This is a genomic window from Pseudoalteromonas sp. CNC9-20, assembly GCF_022347875.1.
Classification (GTDB): Bacteria; Pseudomonadota; Gammaproteobacteria; order Enterobacterales; family Alteromonadaceae; genus Pseudoalteromonas; species Pseudoalteromonas ruthenica.
This window is the reverse complement of sequence record NZ_JAKRFS010000010.1, coordinates 19,970-44,490: the sequence shown is the minus strand read 5'-3', so window position 1 is coordinate 44,490 and position 24,521 is coordinate 19,970. Positions and strand designations below refer to the sequence as shown.

Here is a 24,521-nt window from a genome sequence, read left to right as displayed (position 1 = left end):
GGACCCACCTGACCCCATGCCGAACTCAGAAGTGAAACGGAACTGCGCCGATGATAGTGTGGGTTCGCCCATGTGAAAGTAGGTCATCACCAGGCTCCTAATTAGAGAGACCCGTTGCAGAAGTGCAACGGGTTTTTTTATGCCTGTAGAAAAGAACCCCACACCTGTAGGCCAGGCTTTTAGCCTTGCATCATCCTAGTCAGGGTAAATCCTGACCTACAACATAACTAAACATCAGAAAAACCCCATACCCGTAGGCAAGGCTTCAGCCTTGCATCACCTTAGTCAGGATAAAATCCTGACCTACAACACAGCTAAACATTCATCATCATATCTACAGGCAAGGCTTTAGCCTTGCATCATCTAGTCAGGATGAATCCTGACCCACAACACAGCACATCCCCACTCATCGAGATTCTAGCCTTGCAAAAGCTACCATAAATGCCACTGTTGAGATCTCCAGCTAACAAAATCCTACAAACTAATGATTGCTTTTATGGCTTAAAAAACGATACATATAGTCTATCTGTTGTCTTTATAAAGCAGTTGAACTCTGCCGAGGAGGTATATGCGTACTTGCTTTGTACTATTAATACTATTGGGCAGTTTATCAGTGAGTGCTGAGCAACCTCCTTATCGCGCCTATGATTGCACGGCGGTAGAGATTGAAGAGGTCGATCCGGCAACATTAACCAAAGAAGAGCGTATTAGCCTAATGGAAAATGCGTTACTTGATTCAGTTAACCGATACAGTACTTGCATGGACCAAGTGCAACAAAGCATGGCGGCACAGCAGGCGGGTGAAGGTACAGGAAATAACAATGCCCAAGCGACACGGCAAACACAAGACCAAGCTCAGGGGCAGAACGAAATGCTACAACAGCAAGCACAAAATAACACTGAGGTAGATGATAAAGAGCGTAAGGCAGGCCCTGGTCGAGAGCAGCAAGTGGTCGCGCCAAAAGACAACGACTCGATAATTTGCACTATGCTATACGAAGAGATTCAGAAGGAAACCAATGAGGCAACACGCAGTGCTTTACTGCAGCAGTATGAAGACTATCGTTGTACTCAGTAAGGATGGGCAGTGACATGAAATATTTAGTTCAAATACACCTAATGAGTGCATTATTGATATCACTCTTATTGGTGAGTGGTTGCAAGTCTACTACTACACGGACTGGACCTATAGCTGTGGGGCCGGGCGTCACGCAATCACAAAGCCCGTCTCCTGAGCCGAAGCGCTATACGTATAACAGCGATATTTATTTAGATGTGGCTATTCCTGTTTTTAATCCCGGCTTCCCTATCGACGATGATACCGGCCACGTTGATTATCAAGAGCTTGATGAGTTAGATATATGGCCACAATTACGCCGTGCTGAGGCCAAGCGTTTTGCCGTAGAAACCAAGCAGGCTTTAGCCAAGACCAAAGCATTCGGTTCCGTATCCGTGGTGCCCAATGCTAACACCAGTGCCGATTTATACGTGCTAGGTACTGTCTTACATTCAGATTCAGAATTTATTCGTTTAGAAGTTACGGTGGTCGATAGTAGCGGTGAACCCATTGATACTGAGGATTTTGAGCACCAAGTATCGGAAAGCTTCTTTCGCGATGCAATGAACCAAGATAAAGACCCCTACGAGCCGGTGTTTGTTGAGGTAGCCGATTATGTCTATGAGCTGTTAACGGATATGTCAGAGCAGCAAAAGCAACAACTTAAAAACACCACTCTAGTGCGTTATGCCCACTATTATGCCCCCGATGCTTTTGCTGGATATTTATCGCAACAATTAGAAAGTAAAAGAGGGACGCAGTTCTACAAGTACGAGCTGAACGCCATGCCAGCAGAAAACGACCCTATGCTGCAGCGCATTGAGGTATTGCGTAATCAAGACATGCTTTTTGTCGACCGTTTACAGGATCAGTTTGCTGTTTTTCAGCAAACGACCAATGGCCCGTATCGTAAATGGCAAAGAGAGACCTTACCGGAAGCAGTACGGGCGCGCGAAGCGCGTTCCGAGCGCAATACTAAAGCGGTTATTGGGGCGTTAGGCTTTATCGCCGCCCTCGCCTTAGGTAATAACTCCACCTCCACATCCACAGCGGTAGCAAAAACCGCTGGAGCGTTGGGTAGCGCATGGCTATTGAAAGATGCATATCAGGCCAATGAAAATTTGCGAGTAGCGTCGGCGGTTATTGACGAAATGGGTCAAGGCTTGGACCTCACCCTAAGCCCCCAGGTGATGGAGTTCAATGAGCAAGAAGTTGAGCTGACAGGCACTGCGGCGGAACAATATGAGCAATGGAAAGCACACTTGCGCAAAATGTACCAGTTGGAAAGTAGTGCAAACTAATGCAGTAACCTAAGGCCATTGTTGTGCAACCAGAACAAAGCTCACTTGATGAGCAGTTAAAAAAGCAGACTCAGGTTCGCCAATCGCAAGTGGGTACTTATGTGGCGATTGCCCTAGCTAGCGTATTGTTGGTAGCTACTGGCATTGCGGCTTATTACTTCACCACCTTGGAGGTACAGCAGCAAGCCAGCACGCCGACAGAGGTGGCAGGCAGCGCTGTTGAGGCAAATGAACAACACCGTGAGCAAGCGCAGCAGGCGATACTTGCTTATGAGCAGCAATATCAACCACTATTAGCCCGAAGTCAGATTCAATCCTTTGCCCCAGCTAAGCACCAACAAGCAACGCAGGCCTATGAACTGGCCTTGAAAGCCTTTGCCCAAAGCCAATTCCGCGAGGTTGAAACGCACCTTAAGCATTCGATAGCCATGGCTGAAAAGTTACAGAAGCACTGGCTTGAGGCAGCTGATAGCTGGTATCAACAAGCTGAGCAGGCATTGACTCAGCAGCGCCCGCAGGAAGCGCAGTTATATGTGCAAAAGTTAACGGCGGTTAATGACCAAGATATGCGCATCAAGGAATTGCAACAGCGCATTGATGGTTTTGCGCAGCAACAGCACTGGTGGCGCGTTTATCAAGGAGCGTTAGCGGAGCGAGATGTACCTAAGCAAGTCACTGCATTGCAACAGCTCGTTCAAGTGCAACCCAACCGAGATGAGTTAAAACAAAAATTAGCAGCGGCTCAAGAATCATTGCGACAAACCCAATTGAGTGCAGCCGTAGAGCAGGCTCAGCAGGCGTTACAACAACAGCAGCTGCAACACGCTCAGCAAGCGATATCGCGTATTGCACAATTGCAAGGTGATAAGAATACTCTGGCGCTGCTAAAGGCTCAGTTAGCTAAACAGCAAAGGCAATTGAGCACCGAGCAAACGCGCGCTTTGCTCCTACAAGCCAGCGAGCAGCAGCAGTGGCAACAGGTTATTCGGTTAGCCGAGCAATATCTACAGCAGGCGCCAGGAGATAGCACTATTACTGCGCTAGCTGCACGAGGACGCGAGGTGTTAGCCGCCAAGCAAAAACTTAATGTGTATTTAACGCGGCCACAGCGCTTAAGCGATAGCAGCGTGCGTGCTCAAGCCGAACAAGCGCTCACGAGCGCTCAACCACTCAAACCCTACTCCCGGGATTTAGCTCGTGGTATTGATACCTTACGTGCGCACCTAAAAGAGATGAGCACGCCTGTGCAGATCATTTTGCTATCAGATGGCGAGACCCAGGTACGAATTTTTGGTGTTGAGCGCCTTGGTGAGTTTACTGAAAAAACGCTTCCGTTGTTGCCCGGCAGCTATACCATCGAGGGGCGACGCTCTGGCTATGTCACGGTAAAAGAGAAACTCATCGTGAACAGTGACAACCATAGCGTATCGCTCACCATAGCCTGTACTAAAAGGATTTAAGATCTATGTCTGATTTAGACGCACAACTCAAGCAGCGGCAAAAAAGCACTTTGTTGCCAATGCTTATTGGTGCTTTGTTAGCGCTGTTATTAGCACTTACGGTTGTTGTCTATCTATTTGTAGTTAAAGGCCACACCATTAAGGTCTCACCTGAGCCTGCTGCGCAACAGGCTCAGTTTAAGGTCACTTCAGGCATGGGGTGGTTGTCTGATAATGTACTATATCGCTTAGCCAGTGATGTGAGCGTGCAAGTTTCATCACCAACTTACTATGACCATGCACAGCAAATTACAGCTACCACAGCCAGTGTGGTTGAGGTGGAGCTGAAGCCAAAGCCGGGCACGCTGGCAGCAAAAGTATCCGTGCCCTTCGCCGAGCATACCTTGTGGGTCGTGGATGGGCAATTACTGGGCAAAGGCGCGGCCATCAGTGAGCCCCTTGAGCAAGGGCAATACCAGTTAAGCATAGAAAACCCTTACTACCAACGCTGGCAAAAGCGCATTGAACTAGAGCGTGCACAAACATTAACCCTTGAGCCTTTACTTAAGCGTATTAAGGGCGCCTTGAACGTTGCTTCCGTCCCCAGCGGGGCGGATGTCTATGTCAATGACCAGCTTCAAGGGCAAACGCCATTCTCCCTCTCCGTTAGTGGGGGTATTTATCAAATCACCGTGCAAAAGCAGGGCTACAGAGACAGTACCGAAGAGCTCGAGGTAACCGAGCAGTTTCCCAGTGTGGAGCGTAACTATCAACTCAAGGCGCAACAAGCAACCCTTGCTTTTACCTTGCAGCCCAGCGGCGGCAGCTTATTTGTTAATGGTCAGTTGGTCAGTGAGACAGAGCTCTCGGTTGATGCCAATACCATGCACAGCGTGCGTTATGTCAAACCGGGGTTTTACAGCTTTAATAGCAAGGTGATTTTACCGCCGCAGGCCCATAAGGCGTATCCTATTACTCTTAAGCCTGAGCAAGGCAAGGTGACTATTACCAGTAATGTCCAAGCTCAGGTGTATATTGATGAGCAACCTGTGGCTGCTACCCCATTGACCACCATGTTGCCAGCGTTGGCCCATGATGTGAAGGTGGCAAAACCGGGCTATCGCGCGGTACACAAAAAGCTTACACCGAGCGCTGAGCACCTAACCACTATGCATGTTGAGTTATTAACCGAGTTTGACGCTCGGCGTAGGGAAGGGCGGCCTTTGTTTGTATCAACCTTAGGTATAGACATGAAGCGTTTCTCTATGGATGCCTTTACCATGGGCTCGCCGCAAAATGAAATAGGCCGTAAACGCAATGAGTTTCCGGTAAAGGTCGATTTTTCACGAACAGTGTGGGTGTCAGCGCATGAGATCAGCGAAGCGCAATTCAGTGCCTTCGCCAACGATGTCGCTCCATCCTCTTTACCCGTGAGCAATATCTCTTGGCTACGCGCGCTGCAATACTGTAATTGGTTGAGTGAGCAAGAGGCGCTTACACCCTACTATCGCATCGCCAATAACCAATTGCTTGGTATCAACCCACAAGCACGAGGTTATCGGTTATTAACGGAGGCGGAGTGGGAATGGTTGGCGAAAAAAGCAAAACGCGCCCGCGCCACTAAATATGTATGGGGTGATAGTGAGCGTATTCCTCGTGATGCAGGAAACTTTGCTGATAGCAGTTTAAAGGGTCAGCAGCCTTTCTACTTTGCCAACTATCAAGATGGCTTTGCTAACAAAGCCCCAGTCGGTAGCTTTCGCGCTGATAAAGCGGGGCTGTATGATTTGGCAGGCAATGTCAGTGAGTGGGTGTTTGATAGCAGCTCTTATGTTACCCCAGATCTGAGTAAGGTGCATATCGACTACACCGGGCCGCGCTCTACTGGGAACCCTATTGCTAAAGGGGGCAATTATTTATCTGGGCGCATGCAATCGCTGCGCGGCGCCGTAAAGATCATCAGCGACGGGCCAAGCGCCACTATTGGCTTTCGCATAGCGCGTTATGAGAGGTAAAAATGAAACGTAAACTTATTGTCGGCTTAGTCAGTGTCATACTGGCATGCACGGTAGGGGGAGTGGCGGTGGCTGCAAAAATTAGCCTCGACTCGCCGGCCACTTTCCCCGTTGATATTTAAGGATGCACTATGAGTAGTGATAATACGCGCATGAATTTACCACTTTGGGTGTCGGTGAGTGTGTTTGTGCTTACCGTCGTTGTTGTGCACCTCTTGTATCAGGGCCTTATCCGTCCCGCCGCTGAGGCTGCTATTGCCGCTCATGGGGCCGGAGCCACAGCGAATGTGTGGGTAATACTCAAAGATGCCGAGCAACAGGCTTGTATCACTTTGGCTATATTCTGCTTGATTCTGATGGCGTACAAATATTACCGCATTGTCAGTAAAGAGGAGCCGGTATTTACCTTCGATTATTTGCAAACCTTTGCCAAGGATAAGCCTTTAGTTGTGGATGAGGCGCTGGCTTATCTGGAACAAGGCGAAAGTGCGAAAAACAGCTCAGTTGCTACGTGGATCAACTGCTTACGTCGTTATAAAAACACGCAAAACGTGCAGCACGCTGCCGATGCGATTCGTGATAGCGTCGAGTCTCTTGCCGCGCAGTTAGAGGCAGGTAACGCCATGATCCGTTTTTTCATTTGGGCCATTCCCAGTATCGGCTTTGTCGGCACAGTGCGTGGTATCGGCTCGGCGCTGGCCAAGGCCGAAGAAGCCGTCGCTGGGGATATTGCCGGCATGGTCGATAAGCTTGGCGTCGCCTTTAATTCAACCTTAGTGTCACTGCTGCTGTCCATTGTCTTGATGTATGTGTTGTTTCACTTAAATAACCGCCAAGATGAAATGGTGTTGAAGACCAAAAACAACTGTGAAACTCATCTGTTGACGCATTTGCATAAGTAACTGCTGATGTTTAAACGCCGCGCCGAGCAGGGGGTTAACCTATCTTTTTTAGACGTCATGGCATGTGGCCTTGGCGCGGTATTGCTGATCTTAATTGTTATTAAGTTTCAAGCTTATACAGCAGTGCCCAGCACCGAAATAGAGCGCTTACAGCAGCAATTGACGGCTGCAGAGCAGCGTGTTCAGACAGCACAAGCACAGCTGGACGACATGAGCGCGCAAGTTAAGCAAGCGCAGGCGGATGGGCAGATCAGTAAAGCGCGGGTGGAGGCATTGCAAGTGATTCAACAAGCGGCGCAGCAGGCCTTAGCGCAGCAACAAGCACTCGTTGCTCAGTTGCAGCAGTCAATTGCCGCAGCGGGGCCGGCCAAGGCCGATGATCCTGTCGCCTTGAGTGGGAGTGGTGAAGAGCAATACTTGTTGGGCCTTAAGGTCGAGGGCCAGCGCATTGGTATCTTGATTGATACCAGTGCGTCAATGACCGATGAGCAGTTAATTCAGGTGATCCGGCGAAAAATCGGCTCGGTGCAGCAAAAACAGCAAGGACCTAAATGGCTGCGCACTAAGCGCGTAGCAAAATGGCTGTTAGCGCGCCTTCCTAACAATGCTCAAGTCAGCGTCATAAGCTTTAACTCCAGCACCCAAGTACTGGGTCTGCGCGCTATCAACTCGGCCAAAGTTGAGTCCAGCATGCAAGCCATCGTTGCCGATATTGATGCCTTGGTGCCAGAGCATGGCACAGACTTATATACCGCTTTAAAGACGATGCGCAGTACCTTGGAAAACCTTGATGCCCTGTATATCATTACCGATGGCTTACCCACCATGGTGGCTGGTGCCCCCGGGTTTCGGGAAACTAAAAACTGCAAACCCCTGAGCGGCAATATGAAAACAATCGATGGTGACTGCCGTGCGCGTATTCATCAGTTTAGTGTTGCCGAGGCGGCCCCAAAGGTGCCCACCCATATTGTGTTGTTACCGCTTGAGGGCGACCCTTTAGCTCCGGCTCTTTATTGGAACTGGGCGAATGCCACCGGTGGCTTAATGATAAGCCCGGCTGGGAGTTGGCCATGAAAAGACGCGAGCCCATAGAGATATTCAGCCTGTCGTTTTTGGATATTATCTCCTGTGCCTTCGGGGCGGTTGTTATGCTTATTTTATTAGCAAAAAATGCCGATCAGGGCGAGTATAACGACGCCGGTCAAGTTGCCAATCTAGTGATTGCCCTCGATGGCGCCGAGCAGCAACTACAGCAATTACAGCAAGCGCTTAAGCAAAGTGAGCAAGCATTGGCGCAGGCGCAAGCACAAGGTGCCAGTAATGCCAGCCAGCAACGCGCACTGGAAGCGCAAGTGGCCCGTGCCAAAAATAACGTGCAGCAACTGAGCGACGCCGCTTCTGGCCTCGAACAAAGCTTAATTGAACGCCAACGAGCAGCCATTAGTGCCGCTCAGGCCCCAGCTCGTGATGATGAAGTAGGCGGCATTCCGGTAGATAGTAATTATGTGGTGTTTATTATCGACACCTCAGGGTCAATGAAGACAATTTGGCCGCGTGTGTTAACAACGCTGGATGAGGTACTTAACAACCACCCTCAAGTTACCGGCTTTCAGGTATTATCCGATAACGGTGATGTGTTAGGTGGCAGTCAACTCGGTTCATGGCGTAGCGACAGTAAAGCGCAACGAGCCGGGGTATTACGGGGATTGCAGCATTGGAGTGGCAGCTCAAACAGTTCACCGGTTGAGGGGATTGCCGCCAGCTTAAAGGCTTATGCCCGTTACCAAGGTGATTTAGCCCTGTATGTGTTTGGTGATGATTATACCGGCACTAGCTATGATGCAGCATTGGCACAAATTAATCGCCTCAATCGAAACCATGGCAATCAACCCATTGCTCGGATTCATGGTATCGCCTTTAAACGCCATAGCGGGGCCTCGCGGGATATGATCAAGTTCTCCACGTTAATGCGCGAAGTGGCGCGACAAAACAACGGCACTTTTATGGGCTTATAGAGCCTTCTCCTGATGCTGCTCGCATGTTTAAATAGCGGCTATAGAGTCTATTGGTAAGTACGTTATGGAAACCTATCGCGCTATATACGAGCGTGCGCTTGAGCGAAAAGGCTCGTCAGCGCAGCTAGAAGCCTTATTGAGTCAACCCCTGAGCACCGCACAACTGCAGCGCCTTAGTGATGATGCCTGGTTAGAAGAATTTACCCGCAAGATATTTCAAAGTGGCTTTTATTGGTCGGTCATTAATGCCAAATGGTCAGGGTTTCGTGAGGTTTTTTGGGACTTCAATATCGATAAGCTGCTGATGATGTCGCCAGAAATACTCGAGCAAAAGGCCGCCGATGAGCGCATCGTGCGCAATTTTAAAAAGGTACAAACGGTGCCCGAAAATTGCTATATGATCTATGAAACAGCGCAGCAGCACGGCAGTTTTAGCAACTTCGTAGCGCAGTGGCCAAGCACCGACATTATTGGCCTGTGGCAGTATTTGAAAAAACAGGGGGCGCGCTTAGGTGGTAACACTGGGGCTTACGCGCTGCGCAGTATGGGCAAAGACACCTTTGTGTTATCGCGGGATGTGGAAGCCTATTGCCGCGCCCACGAGGTGATCGACGGTGGTTTGCACAGCAAACGCTCACTCACCGCTATTCAAGCTATGTTTAACGACTTGCAACAACAAAGTGGCCGCTCTTTACAAGAGCTCAGCTTACTTATCGCCTACAGTGTTGGCGACAACCGTGTTGGCATCGCCAGCTAAGGACAATTATGAAGCTTCACAACCCATATCAACATATTCCAGCTCTGAGTCATCAGGCCGAAGTTAAGCACTTCGAGCAAGCCCAAGTGTTGTTATGGAACACCCCACTGGCTGAGCAATTTGGCTTAGGCGACGATGAGCAAAAGCGCTTGCTGCTGGGTCAAGGAGTGAAGAAAACCACGGCCTTAGCGTATGCTGGACATCAGTTTGGCAATTATGTGCCGTTATTGGGAGATGGGCGGGCACATTTGCTTGGCGCGTTAGTGGATGAGCAAGGTTTAAGCTGGGATATTCAACTGAAAGGCTCGGGAGCTACGCAATTTTCTCGTGGCGGCGATGGCCTCTGTGCCATAGGGCCCGCAATTCGTGAGTTTATTATGAGTGAGGCGCTGGCAGGGTTGGGTGTGCCTACCAGCCGTTGTTTAGGCGTGGCCTTAACCGGCGAGACCCTTATGCGCCAGCAGCCAAGTGCCGGTGCCATCGTCAGCCGTCTTGCTAGTAGCCACATCCGCGTCGGCAGCTTTCAGTTTTTGGCGGCGCAGCAAGAAACGCAAGCCTTACAACAGCTGGTGGAGCTAACTATTGCTCGTCACTACCCGGAGTTGGCAGGTGAAACGGGGGACGCGCGTTTACTGGCTTTGTTTAATGCGGTGATGGCGAAGCAAATTGAGCTAGTGGTACAGTGGATGCGGGTTGGCTTTATTCATGGCGTTATGAATACCGACAATACCCTGGTGAGTGGTGAAACCATAGACTACGGTCCGTGTGCGATGATCAATCAATTTGATTTTAATCGTGCCTTTAGCTCGATAGATCGCCAAGGCCGCTATGCATATGGTAATCAGCCACAGATGGCCAACTGGAACTTAGCGCGCTTTGCTGAGACCTTAATTGACCTGTTTGCGGCGTCGCGAGAGCAGGCGGTGGAAGCGCTGACGAATGCGCTAAACCAATTTGGTGACAAATTTAATTTGGCATTAAAACAGATGTGGATGAGTAAGCTGGGATTACTGGCAACGGACGGTGAGCAAGAGCCATTAATTAATGAGCTGTTGATGAGCATGCAGCAACAGCAATTGGATTTTACCAATACCTTTGCGCAACTCACTGACTATTGCCAAGGTAAACAAACGGGCTTGACTCAACTTGAAGCGGATTTAGGCCCGTGGTTAGAGCAATGGCAGAGCGTGGTGAACCAACACTTGCGCCAAAGTGCGACCCTGATGAGTAAGGCGAACCCCCAGGTGATCCCCCGTAATCATCAAGTCGAAGCGGTGATTGCGGACTTTGAACAGCAAGGCCACAGTGACAAGCTTGCGCCCTTACTGGCGGCTTTAAAAGACCCTTATCAAGTGCAAGCACAACATCACTATCTACAGCACCCGCCCACTACGAGTGATGAGCAGTATCAAACTTTCTGCGGCACTTAAAACGCCTGCGTTCGGTAAAAAAGCCCGGCATGAACCGGGCTTTATGAGTTAATGGGCTTTGGCGTAGCTTTCGGCTTGGCGCCATACTCGCAGCAGATTCTCGCCTAAAATCTTTTTAATGTCGGCGTCGCTATAGCCACGATCTAATAGCCCTTGTACTAGGTTAGGGTAAGTCGACACGTCTTTTAAACCCACCGGCAATGAATCGCCAACACCGTCGTAATCAGAGCCAATACCTACGTGTTCGATGCCAATAAGCTCAACTACGTGATCAATGTGATCCAGCACTTGCTCTAAACTGGCATAAGGGAAAGGGTTCTTTTTACGGAATGCGGCTTTAAAGTCGGTGGTGTCCTTACCAGACTGCTTGGCTTGCTGCTGCGCTTCATCACGGCGGTCGTACCAAGTGTTGGCTTGGTTAGTCACAAAGCTAGAGCCAAAGTTTATTTGGATCACTCCGCCATTTTTCTTCAGCGCGAGTAGCATGTCATCGTCCATATTGCGCTCAAAGCCGGGCGTGTACTTACGCAGCGATGAGTGCGAGGCAATAACCGGTACGTTGGAAATATCCATGACCTGATAAAATGCATCGTCGGAAATATGCGAAACATCAATAAGCATGCCGACGTTATTCATTTCCTGTACTAACTCTTTGCCAAATGGGCTCAATCCCTTCCATTTGCGGCGAATATCGTAACTTGAGTCAGAAATGTGGTTACTTTGCGAGTGCGCAAGAGTGATATAGCGCACACCACGCTCATAGAAGTGGTGCAGATTTTTTAGCTCGCCCTCAATGGGTGAGCCATTTTCCATCCCCATTGCCAGCGACATAACGCCATTTTTAAACTGCTGCTCAACATCGGCCACTGAATCAGCAATGGCAAATTTGTCTGGGGCACGGTATGCGAGCGCCTCCATCATATCAATAAGTTGGTTTGCTAACTCGTAGCTTTTCCCCTTACCTTCGAACTCTAAGTGGGCGGGGATGTAAATAGACATAAACGGCGCGTTAAGGCCACCTTCGATAGCACGCGGGTAATCAAAGTCACCGCGTTCGGTCGCTTTACTGACATCATCCCATTTATTGTGAATGCGATAGGGTACATCGATATGGGTATCGATAAGAATATTGTCTTTTGCCAGTTGAATTGCTTTTTCTGATGCCTGGTAGTCATCCTGTGCTGCAACACTTGTGCTGCCCAGTGCGATTGCTAGCGCTGCGCCTAGGGTGGAAAGTTTCATATCTGCCGCTCTTTATTGTTATCGTAGTGAGTGAGCTATTGTCGCTAGAATTAGCCGGTAACTCAAGTGCAGCGCGGTGGTTGCCAACCGAACAGCCGTGCATATAATGTAGACAGCAAGGAAGTTCGTTTTAGCAAGGAGTACGCAATGCCACCTGAAAATGCCATCTTATACAACAGTTCAACCGGTACCGCGAAGCAAACTTATCCTGTTGAGAACATATAATGAAAAAGGCGATAATTGCGTTTATCTCGCTTCTTCCCCTGAGTTCTTTGGCGCAAAAAGAGCTAGCATCTGATCATTTCCTCGATATGTTTGAACAACAGTTTCCGGAGATGTTTTGTCAGCCCGAGCAATTTGCCCGTGTTTGTTTCACTTATAATTTCAATCAATGTGTGCAGCATACTCAAAACCACCTTTCCGAGTGCATGGCGTCTATTGCTCCGCAGGTGCCAAATGCAATTACATCGCGTGCACAAGCGACTGAATGGGGTGGCAAAATAGGGCGGTGTACAGGTAGTCGGTTTGGTCGCAGGCAATTGATGGATGCCAACATCACTACACAATGTTTAAACGTCGTTAGTGAGGCTTTTATCCAAGAGTTTATGAATAACTGAGCGCTTTTTATTTAGCCGATGCGGATCAGTGAACCTTTGGAAAGTGCTTAAGCGACATGTGCGAGAGGTGTTTTGTAAAGCGTTGCTGGATTCGCAGGCGTTAGTACCTTATTGAGTTTGTATCCTCCGGGGCGATGAGTTAAAACTCATCGCGATCGATTTGGTAATCCCCTTCTTCGGCCTGCATTTGCTTAAACTGCTGTGCACTCATAATGTTCACTTCTTCATGAAGCTCAGAGTACACAATCAGTGCTTCGCCGTTTTTCAGTTGTGTCAAAATCTGCTCAATTTTAGTTTGGTTGCCCACTTCGGTTTCACCATAGTCGGTTCCTTCACGCAGGATGAACTGCTCTATAAGGTTGGTAAGTGCTTCTTTACTTAGTTCTTGATAGGGAATAATCATGATTGTCCTAGGTGTTTGGCAAAAAACTCAGGGACGGCTTTCTCGAGCCAAAACTCCACCCTAAATAGGCCTTTATTGCTAATAAAGCCAACATGCCCTCCGCGCTTGGATACGCGTAAGTCGACGGCATGTGACACATCCTCAGGGCGTGGCACGGCTTCGGGTGCCAGCATCGGATCATCCTCGGCATGAATTATTAATGTGGGGGTGGCTATGCGTTTTAAATAGGGCTTGGCACTGCTCTTTAGGTAATAGTCCTCAGCATCGGTAAAGCCATGCAGTGGCGCCGTCACTTGATTATCAAAATCCCAGAGGTCATTAATATTGCGTAACTGTTGTTCATTGAGTGCCAGCGTGTCTTGCAGCTGGGGAAGTTTACGCGCCATGGACTTTTTCATTCTACCGAGTAGGTAGTGCTGATAAATCTTTCCTAGGCTCTTACGGATCACCTGACATGAACTGGATAAGTCATGGGGAGCGCTGACCACTGCCGCAGCGCTGAGACCACTTTTTTCACCTTGCTCACCCAGATATTTGGCCAGTACATTTCCCCCTAACGAAAAGCCCACGGCCGCTAAGGGGCGTTGGCCAAAGCGCTGCTGCAAAGTGCGAATTAAAAATCCCAGATCCTCGGTTTCACCACTATGATAAGCGCGAGGTTGGCGGTTCACTTCGCCAGAGCAATTACGAAAATGCATTAATACGGCATCAAGTCCTGATTGCTGCAATGCCTTCATCATGCCTTTAGCATAAAAACTATCTATATTGCCTTCCAAGCCATGCAAAATAATCACCAACGGCTTATCGGGTTGTGCGGGCTGTGCCCAAGCAAGATCGAGGAAGTCATCGTCTTCGGTGGTGATCACTTCGCGGTGATAAGCCACTTTAAAGCCGGGACGAAAATAGCGCGGTAAGATAGTTTGTAAGTGACGGCCTGGCATCCACCAAGCAGGAGTAAAATGTGTGCTCACAACATGTTAACCAAGAATATCCAGAGCCTAATAGTATCAAACTTTCACTGCTGGCTATAGACACAAAAATAAAGCCCCCGCTAATACCGAGATTAGAGGAGGCTTTGTGCGTCGTGCTTAATTTGGTTGGTTATCACCTCGCACAGCGAGGAGGTGATTGGTTGTTACTGTCCTTCAGGAACCTCAGCGTCCATTACTTTCTTGATAAAAAAGCCCACATAAAACAAGCAAAGTAGGATCACTACAGCGAGGAAGCCGAACGACAAAAACAATACTGGGTCTGAGAAAAAGTCGCGAAAAAATACTTGCATGGTGGCGTCTCCTGTTCCTTTGATGTGTTAAGTGTAGGGGACGCCAGGGGGATGAGATATGACCTAGATCAATATCGTGTTGGCCTTACGCAGGGCTTTGGTGTAGAGCTTGATCCAGATCAGCTTTTAATGGCAATAACGCATTAGGTAAATACAACGCGAGGTTAAAAGCCTGGGTATTATGGCGCAGAGTTAAGGTGTTGCAGGCGCTCACAAGTTGATGCTGCTGCAGCTTTTCCATGGCCAGCTCTAAGTCCAGTATCTGTGTGCGAATATTATTGTAGTTCACAACACTGCTTTGGTTGCGTTTGAGGTAACCGCGAATATCACGCAGTGGTTGCAGTGCATGCTCATTAAAGTCGCCAATACTGGCTATCAAGGAGTCTAACTGCTCTGCTTGAAGTGCCACATGTTGATAATCTAAGTAAGCCAAAAATAAACACAGATTGACGTTCAGACCATAATCATTTTGCCAATTAAGCAAGGTTTTTTGTACTTGCTCATTGTCATACACACTTAGGCTGAACTGCCAAAAGTCGGCGGCATCAATTGTTTTCATAAAAGGCCTGCTCCTGTTGCTCAAGTTCATCCATATGCTCGAGCAATTGTTCTTCGGCAGCCTCCTGTTGCTGAGCATAATCGCTCTGCTGAGCCAATAATTGTTTTAGTCTCTCTTTATGCTGCTCCTCGTAAACACTATTGTCGCTGAGCTGACTTTCAATATCGGCCAGCTTGGGCGCGAGTGTATCGAGCTGTTTTTCCAGCTTGTCGATGGCTTTTTTTAGCGGTTGCACATGTTTGCGAAACTCTGCTTCTTTGCGCTTTTGCTCTTTTCTGTTGGCGCTGGAGTTGGCTTTATCGGGCTCAACCTGAGTCTGCTTTTGCTCTTGGTTAGCCTTCGTTAGCCACTGGTAGTAAGCATCTAAGTCATAGCCAAACTGGCGAACTTCGCCACTATCAACCAAGTAAAACTCATCGGCGGTATTTTTCAGTAGGTGGCGATCGTGGGACACGGTGACCATGGCGCCGTCAAAGCTTTGTAGCGCCATCACGAGGGCATGGCGCATCTCTAAGTCAAGGTGGTTAGTGGGCTCATCCAGCAGCAGTAAGTTGGGCTTTTGATACACTAACATGGCCAATACCAAACGTGCTTTTTCACCGCCTGAAAACGGCGCTACAGGGTCTAAGGCTTTATCGCCGATAAAGGCAAAGCCACCCAAAAAGTCGCGTAGCGATTGCTCGCTGGCCTGCGGGTTTAGGCGCTGTAAATGGGTTACCGGACTTGCTTGTAAATCAAGCGCTTCAAGCTGGTGCTGGGCAAAGTAACCCACTTTGAGGCCTTGGTGGAAAAATACATCACCCGCTTGCGGGGCCAACTCTTGGGCTAGTAGCTTAATTAATGTCGATTTACCTGCGCCATTGCGCCCGAGTAAGGCAATGCGGCTGCCCGGGACTAGATTTAACTTAATACTGTGTAAAATGGTGGTATCACCATAGCCGGCCTGGGCGCCATCGAGGGCAATCAAGGGGTTGGGCAGGGCATCCGGCTCTGCAAAGCTAAAATCAAACGGCGAGTCGACATGCGCAGGCGCCAGTTTTTCCATGCGCTCCAGGGCTTTCACGCGGCTTTGCGCCTGTTTGGCCTTGCTGGCTTTCGCTTTAAAGCGGGTAATAAACTTTTCCAAGTGAGCAATTTGCTCTTGTTGCTTGTCGAATTGCGCTTGTTGTTGCGCTAAACGCTCGGCTTTTTGTCGCTCAAATTGAGAGTAGTTACCTTTATAAACATTAATTTGCTGCTGATCGATATGCCAAATTTCACCGACTACTGCATCTAAGAACTCCCGGTCGTGAGAAATCAGAACCAAGGTCCCGGCATAGCTGCGTAAAAATCGTTCGAGCCAATATACAGCGTCTAAGTCTAGGTGGTTAGTAGGTTCATCCAGCAACAATAAATCGGCATCACGGATCAACGCTTGCGCCAAATTCAAGCGCATACGCCAACCACCAGAGAAGTCACTGACCGCATAGTCTATTTGGGTATTGGAAAAACCGAGACCATGCAGCAATTCGCCAGCTTTGGCCTCAATACTATAGCCCTTCATCAGCTCAAGCTGTTGGTGCACTTGAGCTTGTGTCTCGCCATCGCCTTGTTGCTCTGCTTGTTTTAGCTGACAGCGCAACGCGTAGTAATCCGGATTACCTTGTAGCACGTATTCCAAGGCAGTGATCGCCAATGCAGGCGTTTCCTGCTTTACCGAGGCTATAGACCACTCTTTTGGCACCTTAGCGTTGCCTGCATCGAGTTGTAGCTCACCTTTGAGTAGGGCAAACAGGCTTGATTTACCGCACCCGTTGCTGCCCACTAGGCCCACTTTATGCTGCGGGAACAAAGTGGCATTGGCATTTTTTAACAAGCATTTAGGGCCGCGTAAAAGCTCGATATCGGTAATCTGAATCATAGTTACTGCACGCTAATTAGTAATGTGCGAATGATAACACGGCCAGCACACTCAAGCGGGAAAGTTTTTGTGATACACTAGCGGCAGTTGCTGCACCGAGCCACACGCGGCGATGGCCAAAGAGGTAATGATAATGAAACAGAAAAAGCGCTTTATCGCAGGGGCTAGCTGCCCTGAATGTCAGCAAATGGACACCATGATGCTATATAAAGAGCACGATGTAGAAAAAGTGCAGTGCGTGCAATGTGGCCATATTATGACCCAGCCCGAAAACGCCGTGCAGGCGTCCACGCGTCAGTTTGAACAAGTGATTGGCGTCTTCAAGCCGGAATAATTAATAATGCGGCGGTGGTGGCTCAAGTTCTTGCGTGCCACCGGAGTTACTTTGCACTTCTCTTAGCTTCTCACCCAGTAATTCCATTTGTCGGCGCATTTTAGCGAGTTGCTGCTGGTGGGCCTTGATTTCATCATTGAGCACATCAATCGTTTCGTCTTGAAACGCTACCTTGGCTTCAAGGTTCTCTATACGTGTTTCTAATTGGTTCATGGCATGCCCTTTATATTGAAATATTCACTTAAGCCGCTGGAGCTCTCTGTGAGTAATTGATTGTTGTTGGTAAAGGCGACGGCAAACACCACCGCAGATTTTGGCTGGCTATTTGCTCTAGCTGCCACTTGGTAGTCTAATACTCGCTTACCCGAGTGAGTATCCCATAGCGCAAGCTCGCGGCTAGGCGAACCTGTAGCCAACCACTGACCATCATTGGAAAAGCGCACCGCGCTGAAAATCTTTTGTCGCGCAATATACTGCAATTGGCTGTGTTGTGCACCTGTGCGCAAATCCCAAATACTCGCTTGGCGTTTGCTCCCAGCACTAAAAGCGAAGCGCCCTTGGGGGTCGAGTGCAACTTGGGTGACGCGACTAGCATGGTTAAAGCGATAGACCACTTGGCCACTTCGCGTATCCCACAGATAAGCTGCGTAGTCATTGGCACCGCTTAGCGCGTAGCGGCCGTTAGGTGATAAGGCGACGGCGTTAATTTTCTCTTGATGGCCTAAAAACTCAATGCGCCGCCCGGTTTGTAAATCTACATGCACAGCGACCCCATCAGCACGACCATAAAGCACATAACGGCCTTGATTTGCTATGGCGATGTCACGAATGTGAGACGCCTTAATGCTATAAAAGCCAAGGTTCTCACCGCTTTGTATATCCCACACTGCAAACTCTGTTTTAGTTGCCGTGACAGCGGTGCTATTGTCGTCGGCAATAGCTAATGCGATAACAAGATTCTGTTCATCTTCTTTAAGGTACCATTGAAATTTTAACGCATTGGCTTGATTGTCCCAGACTGCGACACCATGTTCTATGGTGGAGACCAAGCTGTATTGGCCATCAGCAGAAATGGCGGCATCAAAAGCCCCTGCGCTGGCGTGTTGATACTGCTTTATGGCATCCGAATGTTGTGGCTGGCAAGCAATTAAGAGCGCTAAGCAGATAACAATGGAGAGTGAGCGAATTATTAACATAAATTTACCAGCGTCCCTTAACTCTGCTGTCGCAAGCAGTTAGACTAGAAGTCACAACTCTAGGTTGTTTTCCTAATTATTTCATTAAAGTAATTAGAAAAACAGCCTCATGCTGGAGTTGAAAGCCAGAGCTAGCTTTATGCTAACTCTAATCAAAATTTAGTTTTGTAACCTTAAAATGGCAACACCAAGTTGCTGGAGACTATGTATGAAAAAAACAATTAAGCTATCGCTCGTTGCAGCGTCTGTACTAGCACTTACGGCGTGTAATCAAGAAGCGGCTAAGCCAGAGGTAAAAGAAGTAAAACTAGAAACCGAAGCTCAGCAGCAATCTTATGGCATTGGTGCGTCTGTTGGTAACTTCTTAAACAAAGATTTAGCGGATAAAAAAGAACTGGGTATCGAGCTTGATCAAGAGCTTATGTTACGTGGTTTTAAAGATGCACTTGCAGGTGATGCAAAAATCGAAGAAGAAAAAATCCGTGAAGTGCTGACTGCACTAGACGAGTCTGTTCGCGCTAAGCAACAAGAACAGGCGAAAGCGGCAGCACAAGAAAACCTAGCAGAAGGCGAGAAGTACCTTGCTGAGAATGCTAAAAAAGAAGGCGTTGAAGTCACTGAGTCAGGCCTGCAGTACGAAGTACTTGAGCAAGGCGATGGTGAAAAGCCTGCTGAAACAGATACTGTAAAAGTACACTATAAAGGTACTTTACTTGATGGCACTGAGTTCGACAGCTCATACTCACGTAACGAACCGACTACCTTCCCACTTAATCGTGTGATCCCAGGTTGGACTGAAGGCCTGCAACTTATGCCTGTGGGTGCGAAGTACAAATTTACTATTCCGTCAGAGCTTGCTTATGGCGAGCGTGACCTTGGCAAGATCCCAGCTAACTCTACTTTAGTATTTGAAGTTGAGTTGCTCGAGATTGTTAAGCCTAAAGAAGAAGCTGCAGCAGAATAAGTAGCTAGATAAAAAAAGAGAGCCTAGGCTCTCTTTTTTTGTGCCTGTAAAGCACTAAAAATAAAGCCTCCTTTTTGCTGAGGCTTTATTTTTCTATGTATGATTGGTGTAGAGGTTGTGAATCAGTTCATCCTCTAATTCAAAGCGGGTGCTAAGTGCTTCCCCTAATGCTGACAAGTCATTGTCGAAGTTTTCCATCAGGTCATCACCTTTAACCTCGGCGTAGCTGTCGTTAAAGTCTAAAGCCACATCTGTAGTTGCAGAAATTTGTGGGTAAAGGGATTGAGCCAGCTCTAAGCTCTCTGGTCCACGACTTTCACATTGCTTAACGATGTCATCATAGATTTCAAAGTGTCCGGCAGATAAGTAATCCATTAACAACTGACAAAATTGCTGGATAGTCGCCGGCTCGGGCAATGCTTTATCATGCTTCGCGTTGTGCGAATTGCCCGCCATATTGCAGTACTGCACAAGCAGCTCCTGGCGCTCTGCTAACCATTTATCAATAACTGTGTGGCTGCCGCCCCATTTCTGTTGTGCTTTTTCCAACCGCGATAACATCGTTGCTCTCCTAACCTGCGTTGGTCATACCCCTATAAAAAGGAAATCTGCGTCAAAGGTCAACCTATTTTTGCGAATTAATCGATCTATAAGTGTATGGAATCAGCATAAAACTTGGCTATACAAGGCGTATTGCGGGGGAAGGCGTTAGAAAAGAAAAAGCCACCGCAAGGGTGGCCGAATTTCTTTAGCAGTCTCGTTAACCGAGCTTCTTTTTATTTAATATGTTTCTAGCTTTTTATTATTGTTCTCTAGCAACGGATATAGTTATACCAAGGTCGTATGTGTGTTGCAAGTTCTTTAACAGAAAAATTTACTTTTTTTTATCAAAAATCACTAAAAGCTGAACAGTGAATCTGTTTAAAAGCGCAAGATTTTGTTTGATTCAATGATCTAATTCATAGTGCCACAGTACGGTTGTGTTAGAATAATCGCAGTTTATTTTCAGTAAAAAAGAGTCACGCCATGAGCGAATTGAAAAATGATCGTTATCTTCGCGCCCTAGCAAAACAGCCAGTGGACCAAACTCCGGTCTGGATGATGCGTCAAGCTGGACGTTACCTCCCTGAGTATCGCGCTACACGAGCTCAAGCGGGTGACTTTATGAGCTTATGTAAGAACGCGGAACTGGCCTGTGAAGTGACTCTGCAACCACTGCGTCGGTACCCTTTAGATGCCGCCATACTCTTCAGTGATATTCTTACTATTCCTGACGCAATGGGTCTTGGGCTTTACTTCGAAACCGGAGAAGGGCCTAAGTTTGAGCGCCCATTAAGTAGCTATCAAGAAGTTGCCAATCTTGCTATTCCAGACCCTGAAGACGAGCTTGGCTATGTGATGAATGCAGTGCGTACTATTCGCCGAGAATTAAAAGGTGAGGTGCCACTGATAGGCTTTTCTGGCTCGCCTTGGACACTTGCTACTTATATGGTTGAAGGCGGTAGCAGCAAGACGTTCGGCAAAATTAAGAAAATGGCATTTGCTGAGCCTAAAACTTTACATTTGCTATTGGATAAGCTCGCAGACTCGGTTACTAGCTATTTGAATGCCCAAGTAAAGGCCGGTGCGCAATCACTCATGGTATTCGATTCTTGGGGTGGAGTATTAAGCCCGCGTGATTACGAAGAGTTTTCTTTGCGTTACATGCAAAAGATCGTTGATGGTTTAATCAGGGAGCATGATGGTCGTAAAGTGCCCGTCACCTTGTTCACTAAAAATGGCGGCCAATGGATTGAAAAAATCGCGGCTACCGGTTGTGATGCAATCGGTTTGGATTGGACCATTGATATTGCCGATGCTAAGCGTCGAGTGGGAGACCAAGTCGCTCTGCAAGGAAATATGGACCCGTCTATGCTGCATGCTTCGCCTGAGCGCATCCGCTCAGAGGTTGAAACTATTCTTTCAGGCTTTGGCGAGGGCACAGGACATATCTTTAACCTTGGCCACGGTATTACTCCGGATGTTAACCCTGAGCACGCTGGTGCGTTTATTAATGCCGTAGGTGAGTTAAGCCGTAAATACCACAAGTAACGATTTACTAAGCAATAAAAAGCCCGCTTTCGCGGGCTTTTTTGTATTTGTAATGAAGAGGTTATATCAGGCGTTAATATATTAAGCTGGTGCCATTGGCCATCATTGATGCGCGGCCTTCCATCAGCTCTAAGTAGTTTTGTGTTGGCCAATTACGACGTTTAGCTTCGTCATAGGCTTGGCGCAGGTACTTTTCGCCCTGTTGCATGCGACCCAGCTCGCTATAAGCCACTCCCAGTACTGACAGTAACACTGGGTTGTCAGGCGCATCTGAGCGCGCTAGCTCGGCATATTTTACCGCTTCTTCGTAATTACGAATTGACTCTTTGTCTGCGAAAGCGAGCAACTTTGCGTATGCGATCATGGCCGGTAAATACTGGTTATGAGTCGCTTTTCTGAGGATATCTGCAGCTCTATCTAAGTCATAATGAATGGTTTCATAATCAAGTAGTTTAGTTGCTAGTTGATACTGTGCCCGCTCATTACCACTGTTACTTGCAAGCTCTAACCATGAAAAGGCTTTATCTTTATCGGCTTTACACGCGGTGCCGTACTCAAAACAGCGCACCATCCACAATTGCGCGTCATAGTTACCATTGCGGGCAGCACGGTAATACCAATCTAGGTAGTGATCTTTTGACTGTTCAATCAGATCACTCTCTAGCATCATGGCATAGCGAGCCTGAGCATAGTTATTACCATCTTCGGCCAGAGCTTTTAGCTTTTGTGCATACTCAGCTAACTGCGATTCATACTCGCGACGATGGCTCTTTTTAGAAGCTTCTAACTTGAAGGTGTGGGTTAGGTCATAAACGGCTTGCGGTTCACCACTGTAGTCGTTGGGCACCTTATATTGCCATTGGCTAATGGCCTCTAGGGCGGCGTCATCAATGACATCTTTAGGGAATGAAGCAATAACACGGTGGTTAACAACCTGGCCTTGTTGATTAACGTCAAAGCCCACGGTAGCCCAAGCACTTTGTACTTCAGATAAGCTACTTCCATACTCCGGCTCAACTTTGCTTTTGACGGTGATATAGCGGGCATCATGTCCAGATTTATCTTTTACTGGAGCCAAGACGCGCTGGTGAACATCAAAACCAAAATCACGAGCGAGCGCTTTGTAGTGATCTTTGCCTTCTTTGCGCGAAGGGACCAAACGACGGATCTTACGATAGCGATCTTTGGCATCATCGTTGCCAAAGTCCAAAGCAATCATGTACCACGAGAATGCACTGTAAATATCTTCCTCGGTACCGAGCCCAAGTTCATACATACGTGCCAGCTCGTACATTGCCTTAGCGTGGCCTTGTTGTGCTAGCTGTTTAAATTCGTTAAACGCAGCAGTGTAATCTTCATTTTTGAGATCTTTTGTTGCACTGGAGTAGTCAGCGAAAGCGGTGAAGCTAGCAAGACCGAGCGCGGCACAAAGCCCTAATGCACGTATACCCATTCCCTCATTACCTGTCTTTTTTTTCTTATATGTTTAAGAGTTTACAATAATTTTACAGGCGAACAAGAGCTCTTATAGAAAAAATGGGCACAATGCCCATTTTTTCAGTTATATATGATGTGTATCAAACCAAACGGTTTAGCCCGTTAAGCGCTGCAACGCGGTAGGCCTCGGCCATCGTAGGATAGTTGAAGGTGGTGTTAACAAAGTATTCGACATTATTGCCACTGCCTTTTTGCTCCATAATAGCTTGGCCGATGTGGACAATCTCCGAGGCGCGTTCGCCGAAGCAATGCACACCCAGTACTTCTTTAGTCTCACTATGGAAAAGAATTTTTAAACTACCGACGTCGGTACCAGCGATTTGCGCTCGGGCTAGATGCTTAAATTGGGCGCGACCCACCTCGTAAGGAATTTTTGCGGCGGTAAGTTGTTGCTCGGTTTTACCCACTGAACTCATCTCTGGGATGGTATAAATCCCGGCAGGAATATCAATAATCAGCTTTTCTTTGCACTCACCTTGAACAATGGCATCGGCACAAATACGGCCTTGGTCAAAAGCTGCACTGGCTAGACTTGGATAACCAATCACATCACCAACGGCATAAACATTATCGACTTCGGTTTGGTAGCTCTCGTTGACTTTCAGCTGACCACGACCGTCGGCTTTAAGGCCAATGGCTTGCAAGTTTAGGGTATCAGTATTACCAGTTCGGCCGTTGGCAAATAATAAGCAGTCGGCTTTGACGCGTTTGCCTGATTTCATATGCATAATAATGCCATCGTCTTTGGTTTCGACGTGGTCGAATTCCTCATTATGGCGAATGAAGATGCCACTGTTCCAAAAGTGATAACTTAAAGCGTCGGATATTTCATCATCCATGAAGGCCAGCAAACGGTCGCGAGTGTTGACCAAGTCTACCTTCATGCCCAAACCTTTAAAAATAGATGCGTACTCACAGCCAATCACGCCAGCACCGTAAATAAGAATGCGCTGAGGATCGTCTTTGAGGCTTAAAATGGTATCGCTGTCGAATACTCGAGGGTGGTTAAAATCAATTTCTTTAGGGCGGTAAGGGCGTGAGCCCGTGGCGATTACTATAATAGGCGCGCTTAATCGTTCAAACGAACCATCTTGATGCTGCACGTTCACCGTTGTTTTATCAACGAAACTGGCTTCTCCTTGAAACAAGTCAATGCGGTTACGCTCGTAAAAGCTGCTGCGTAAACTTGACTGTTTAGAGATCACTGAACTGGTATGATTCAAGATGTCGGCAAAGGTAATGCGCCCTGGGCGTTCGGTGATATTGAATAGCGGATTTGCTTTGTACTCAATATAGCGGCTCACTGAATGGCGCAGCGCCTTTGAAGGAATGGTTCCCCAGTGCACACAGCCACCGCCTACGGCTTGCTGACGTTCAATGACAGCAACCTTCTTATTGCTTTTCGCAAGATTCATGGCGGTTCCTTCACCGCCAGGACCTGTGCCAATGATAATGGCATCGTACTGATACGATGCCTCTGCTTTAGGTTGCTGTTTTTTGCTTGCTGTTTGCTTTGCCAC

Annotated in this window: 24 protein-coding genes and 1 rRNA gene; 14 read left to right on the top strand and 11 right to left on the bottom strand. The window is 47.9% G+C overall.

The features are described 5' to 3' along the window. The 10 genes from rrf to MHM89_RS18390 form a co-directional block, all read left to right on the top strand. Nucleotides 1-95: ribosomal RNA gene (gene rrf, locus MHM89_RS18435) — 5S ribosomal RNA — on the top strand; the annotation flags it as partial. A gap of 473 nt (nt 96-568) precedes the next feature. Continuing rightward, complete coding sequence (locus tag MHM89_RS18430; RefSeq protein WP_239409429.1) at nt 569-1,078, top strand: hypothetical protein; 510 nt, start codon at nt 569-571, stop codon at nt 1,076-1,078. A 14-nt stretch (nt 1,079-1,092) separates the two neighbouring features. Continuing rightward, nucleotides 1,093-2,358, top strand: coding sequence for a hypothetical protein (locus MHM89_RS18425; protein ID WP_239409428.1), 1,266 nt, complete (start codon nt 1,093-1,095; stop codon nt 2,356-2,358). A gap of 23 nt (nt 2,359-2,381) precedes the next feature. Beyond that, on the top strand, nt 2,382-3,818 hold the full coding sequence (locus tag MHM89_RS18420; RefSeq protein ID WP_239409427.1) for a hypothetical protein: 1,437 nt from the start codon (nt 2,382-2,384) through the stop codon (nt 3,816-3,818). A gap of 5 nt (nt 3,819-3,823) precedes the next feature. Next, complete coding sequence (locus MHM89_RS18415) at nt 3,824-5,812, top strand: PEGA domain-containing protein (protein ID WP_239409426.1); 1,989 nt, start codon at nt 3,824-3,826, stop codon at nt 5,810-5,812. Between the two features lie 131 nt (nt 5,813-5,943). Then, nucleotides 5,944-6,714, top strand: coding sequence for a MotA/TolQ/ExbB proton channel family protein (locus MHM89_RS18410; protein WP_130147963.1), 771 nt, complete (start codon nt 5,944-5,946; stop codon nt 6,712-6,714). Nucleotides 6,715-6,720: 6 nt separating this feature from the next. Continuing rightward, entirely contained in the window at nt 6,721-7,788 is a 1,068-nt protein-coding gene (locus MHM89_RS18405; protein WP_239409425.1) for a vWA domain-containing protein, read from the top strand. Then, nucleotides 7,785-8,729 carry a VWA domain-containing protein gene (locus MHM89_RS18400; RefSeq protein WP_045979531.1) on the top strand — a complete coding sequence of 315 codons (945 nt, stop codon included), beginning with the start codon at nt 7,785-7,787 and terminating at the stop codon, nt 8,727-8,729. Before MHM89_RS18405 ends, MHM89_RS18400 begins: the two co-directional genes overlap by 4 nt. Nucleotides 8,730-8,793: 64 nt before the next feature. Continuing rightward, nucleotides 8,794-9,486: a DNA-3-methyladenine glycosylase I gene (locus tag MHM89_RS18395; protein ID WP_235420151.1), complete on the top strand. Its 693-nt coding sequence runs from the start codon at nt 8,794-8,796 to the stop codon at nt 9,484-9,486. An 8-nt stretch (nt 9,487-9,494) separates the two neighbouring features. Beyond that, nucleotides 9,495-10,916: a YdiU family protein gene (locus MHM89_RS18390; protein WP_239409424.1), complete on the top strand. Its 1,422-nt coding sequence runs from the start codon at nt 9,495-9,497 to the stop codon at nt 10,914-10,916. Nucleotides 10,917-10,964: 48 nt separating this feature from the next. Here the strand turns inward: MHM89_RS18390 and MHM89_RS18385 are convergent, their stop codons facing one another. Continuing rightward, on the bottom strand, nt 10,965-12,158 hold the full coding sequence (locus tag MHM89_RS18385; RefSeq protein ID WP_022945922.1) for a dipeptidase: 1,194 nt from the start codon (nt 12,156-12,158) through the stop codon (nt 10,965-10,967). A gap of 224 nt (nt 12,159-12,382) precedes the next feature. Here MHM89_RS18385 and MHM89_RS18380 point away from each other — a divergent pair, with 224 nt between their 5' ends. After that, a complete protein-coding gene (locus MHM89_RS18380) occupies nt 12,383-12,775 on the top strand; it encodes a hypothetical protein (protein ID WP_239409423.1) in 393 nt (130 codons plus the stop codon). Nucleotides 12,776-12,914: 139 nt separating this feature from the next. Here MHM89_RS18380 and MHM89_RS18375 read toward each other — a convergent pair whose 3' ends face one another. The 5 genes from MHM89_RS18375 to MHM89_RS18355 form a co-directional block, all read right to left on the bottom strand. Further along, on the bottom strand, nt 12,915-13,178 hold the full coding sequence (locus tag MHM89_RS18375) for a YheU family protein (RefSeq protein WP_239409422.1): 264 nt from the start codon (nt 13,176-13,178) through the stop codon (nt 12,915-12,917). Next, nucleotides 13,175-14,149 carry a hydrolase gene (locus MHM89_RS18370; RefSeq protein WP_239409421.1) on the bottom strand — a complete coding sequence of 325 codons (975 nt, stop codon included), beginning with the start codon at nt 14,147-14,149 and terminating at the stop codon, nt 13,175-13,177. Before MHM89_RS18370 ends, MHM89_RS18375 begins: the two co-directional genes overlap by 4 nt. 164 nt (nt 14,150-14,313) lie before the next feature. Continuing rightward, on the bottom strand, nt 14,314-14,460 hold the full coding sequence (locus MHM89_RS18365) for a hypothetical protein (RefSeq protein WP_022945927.1): 147 nt from the start codon (nt 14,458-14,460) through the stop codon (nt 14,314-14,316). Between the two features lie 85 nt (nt 14,461-14,545). Next, nucleotides 14,546-15,019 carry a TIGR02444 family protein gene (locus tag MHM89_RS18360; RefSeq protein ID WP_171035462.1) on the bottom strand — a complete coding sequence of 158 codons (474 nt, stop codon included), beginning with the start codon at nt 15,017-15,019 and terminating at the stop codon, nt 14,546-14,548. Next, nucleotides 15,006-16,919, bottom strand: coding sequence for an ATP-binding cassette domain-containing protein (locus tag MHM89_RS18355; protein ID WP_239409420.1), 1,914 nt, complete (start codon nt 16,917-16,919; stop codon nt 15,006-15,008). The genes MHM89_RS18360 and MHM89_RS18355 overlap by 14 nt, the downstream gene beginning before the upstream one ends. A 133-nt stretch (nt 16,920-17,052) precedes the next feature. Here MHM89_RS18355 and MHM89_RS18350 point away from each other — a divergent pair, with 133 nt between their 5' ends. Further along, nucleotides 17,053-17,253, top strand: coding sequence for a YheV family putative zinc ribbon protein (locus MHM89_RS18350; protein ID WP_022945930.1), 201 nt, complete (start codon nt 17,053-17,055; stop codon nt 17,251-17,253). On the opposite strand, the gene MHM89_RS18345 is transcribed toward MHM89_RS18350, so the two are convergent. Beyond that, nucleotides 17,254-17,466, bottom strand: coding sequence for a SlyX family protein (locus MHM89_RS18345; protein WP_022945931.1), 213 nt, complete (start codon nt 17,464-17,466; stop codon nt 17,254-17,256). It abuts the gene before it with no gap. After that, nucleotides 17,463-18,449 carry a hypothetical protein gene (locus MHM89_RS18340; protein WP_151173336.1) on the bottom strand — a complete coding sequence of 329 codons (987 nt, stop codon included), beginning with the start codon at nt 18,447-18,449 and terminating at the stop codon, nt 17,463-17,465. The genes MHM89_RS18345 and MHM89_RS18340 overlap by 4 nt, the downstream gene beginning before the upstream one ends. Before the next feature lie 208 nt (nt 18,450-18,657). Here MHM89_RS18340 and fkpA point away from each other — a divergent pair, with 208 nt between their 5' ends. Further along, nucleotides 18,658-19,413 (top strand): FKBP-type peptidyl-prolyl cis-trans isomerase, encoded by a 756-nt coding sequence (gene fkpA / locus MHM89_RS18335; protein WP_022945933.1) that lies wholly within the window; start codon nt 18,658-18,660, stop codon nt 19,411-19,413. 93 nt (nt 19,414-19,506) lie between these two features. On the opposite strand, the gene MHM89_RS18330 is transcribed toward fkpA, so the two are convergent. Next, the gene (locus MHM89_RS18330; RefSeq protein WP_022945934.1) at nt 19,507-19,974 is read right to left on the bottom strand and encodes an Rsd/AlgQ family anti-sigma factor; all 468 of its coding nucleotides are present in this window, start codon (nt 19,972-19,974) and stop codon (nt 19,507-19,509) included. A 465-nt stretch (nt 19,975-20,439) separates the two neighbouring features. Between MHM89_RS18330 and hemE the strand changes: the two genes are divergently transcribed. Beyond that, the gene (gene hemE, locus MHM89_RS18325; RefSeq protein WP_239409419.1) at nt 20,440-21,504 is read left to right on the top strand and encodes a uroporphyrinogen decarboxylase; all 1,065 of its coding nucleotides are present in this window, start codon (nt 20,440-20,442) and stop codon (nt 21,502-21,504) included. A gap of 73 nt (nt 21,505-21,577) precedes the next feature. Here the strand turns inward: hemE and MHM89_RS18320 are convergent, their stop codons facing one another. Together MHM89_RS18320 and sthA are read right to left on the bottom strand one after the other, a co-directional pair. Beyond that, complete coding sequence (locus MHM89_RS18320; RefSeq protein ID WP_138510409.1) at nt 21,578-22,957, bottom strand: TonB family protein; 1,380 nt, start codon at nt 22,955-22,957, stop codon at nt 21,578-21,580. A gap of 124 nt (nt 22,958-23,081) precedes the next feature. Further along, nucleotides 23,082-24,521, bottom strand: a complete 1,440-nt coding sequence (sthA, locus tag MHM89_RS18315; RefSeq protein WP_022945937.1) for a Si-specific NAD(P)(+) transhydrogenase — start codon at nt 24,519-24,521, stop codon at nt 23,082-23,084.

Excerpts from the sequence above, each read along its gene's own strand:
- MHM89_RS18430 (WP_239409429.1), top strand. The coding sequence starts at position 569 with ATGCGTACTTGCTTTGTACTATTAATACTATTGGGCAGTTTATCAGTG.
- MHM89_RS18425 (WP_239409428.1), top strand. The coding sequence starts at position 1,093 with ATGAAATATTTAGTTCAAATACACCTAATGAGTGCATTATTGATATCA.
- MHM89_RS18415 (WP_239409426.1), top strand. The coding sequence starts at position 3,824 with ATGTCTGATTTAGACGCACAACTCAAGCAGCGGCAAAAAAGCACTTTG.
- MHM89_RS18410 (WP_130147963.1), top strand. The coding sequence starts at position 5,944 with ATGAGTAGTGATAATACGCGCATGAATTTACCACTTTGGGTGTCGGTG.
- MHM89_RS18405 (WP_239409425.1), top strand. The coding sequence starts at position 6,721 with ATGTTTAAACGCCGCGCCGAGCAGGGGGTTAACCTATCTTTTTTAGAC.
- MHM89_RS18400 (WP_045979531.1), top strand. The coding sequence starts at position 7,785 with ATGAAAAGACGCGAGCCCATAGAGATATTCAGCCTGTCGTTTTTGGAT.
- MHM89_RS18395 (WP_235420151.1), top strand. The coding sequence starts at position 8,794 with ATGGAAACCTATCGCGCTATATACGAGCGTGCGCTTGAGCGAAAAGGC.
- MHM89_RS18390 (WP_239409424.1), top strand. The coding sequence starts at position 9,495 with ATGAAGCTTCACAACCCATATCAACATATTCCAGCTCTGAGTCATCAG.
- MHM89_RS18385 (WP_022945922.1), bottom strand. The coding sequence starts at position 12,158 with ATGAAACTTTCCACCCTAGGCGCAGCGCTAGCAATCGCACTGGGCAGC.
- MHM89_RS18380 (WP_239409423.1), top strand. The coding sequence starts at position 12,383 with ATGAAAAAGGCGATAATTGCGTTTATCTCGCTTCTTCCCCTGAGTTCT.
- MHM89_RS18375 (WP_239409422.1), bottom strand. The coding sequence starts at position 13,178 with ATGATTATTCCCTATCAAGAACTAAGTAAAGAAGCACTTACCAACCTT.
- MHM89_RS18365 (WP_022945927.1), bottom strand. The coding sequence starts at position 14,460 with ATGCAAGTATTTTTTCGCGACTTTTTCTCAGACCCAGTATTGTTTTTG.
- MHM89_RS18360 (WP_171035462.1), bottom strand. The coding sequence starts at position 15,019 with ATGAAAACAATTGATGCCGCCGACTTTTGGCAGTTCAGCCTAAGTGTG.
- MHM89_RS18355 (WP_239409420.1), bottom strand. The coding sequence starts at position 16,919 with ATGATTCAGATTACCGATATCGAGCTTTTACGCGGCCCTAAATGCTTG.
- MHM89_RS18350 (WP_022945930.1), top strand. The coding sequence starts at position 17,053 with ATGAAACAGAAAAAGCGCTTTATCGCAGGGGCTAGCTGCCCTGAATGT.
- MHM89_RS18345 (WP_022945931.1), bottom strand. The coding sequence starts at position 17,466 with ATGAACCAATTAGAAACACGTATAGAGAACCTTGAAGCCAAGGTAGCG.
- MHM89_RS18340 (WP_151173336.1), bottom strand. The coding sequence starts at position 18,449 with ATGTTAATAATTCGCTCACTCTCCATTGTTATCTGCTTAGCGCTCTTA.
- fkpA (WP_022945933.1), top strand. The coding sequence starts at position 18,658 with ATGAAAAAAACAATTAAGCTATCGCTCGTTGCAGCGTCTGTACTAGCA.
- MHM89_RS18330 (WP_022945934.1), bottom strand. The coding sequence starts at position 19,974 with ATGTTATCGCGGTTGGAAAAAGCACAACAGAAATGGGGCGGCAGCCAC.
- hemE (WP_239409419.1), top strand. The coding sequence starts at position 20,440 with ATGAGCGAATTGAAAAATGATCGTTATCTTCGCGCCCTAGCAAAACAG.
- MHM89_RS18320 (WP_138510409.1), bottom strand. The coding sequence starts at position 22,957 with ATGGGTATACGTGCATTAGGGCTTTGTGCCGCGCTCGGTCTTGCTAGC.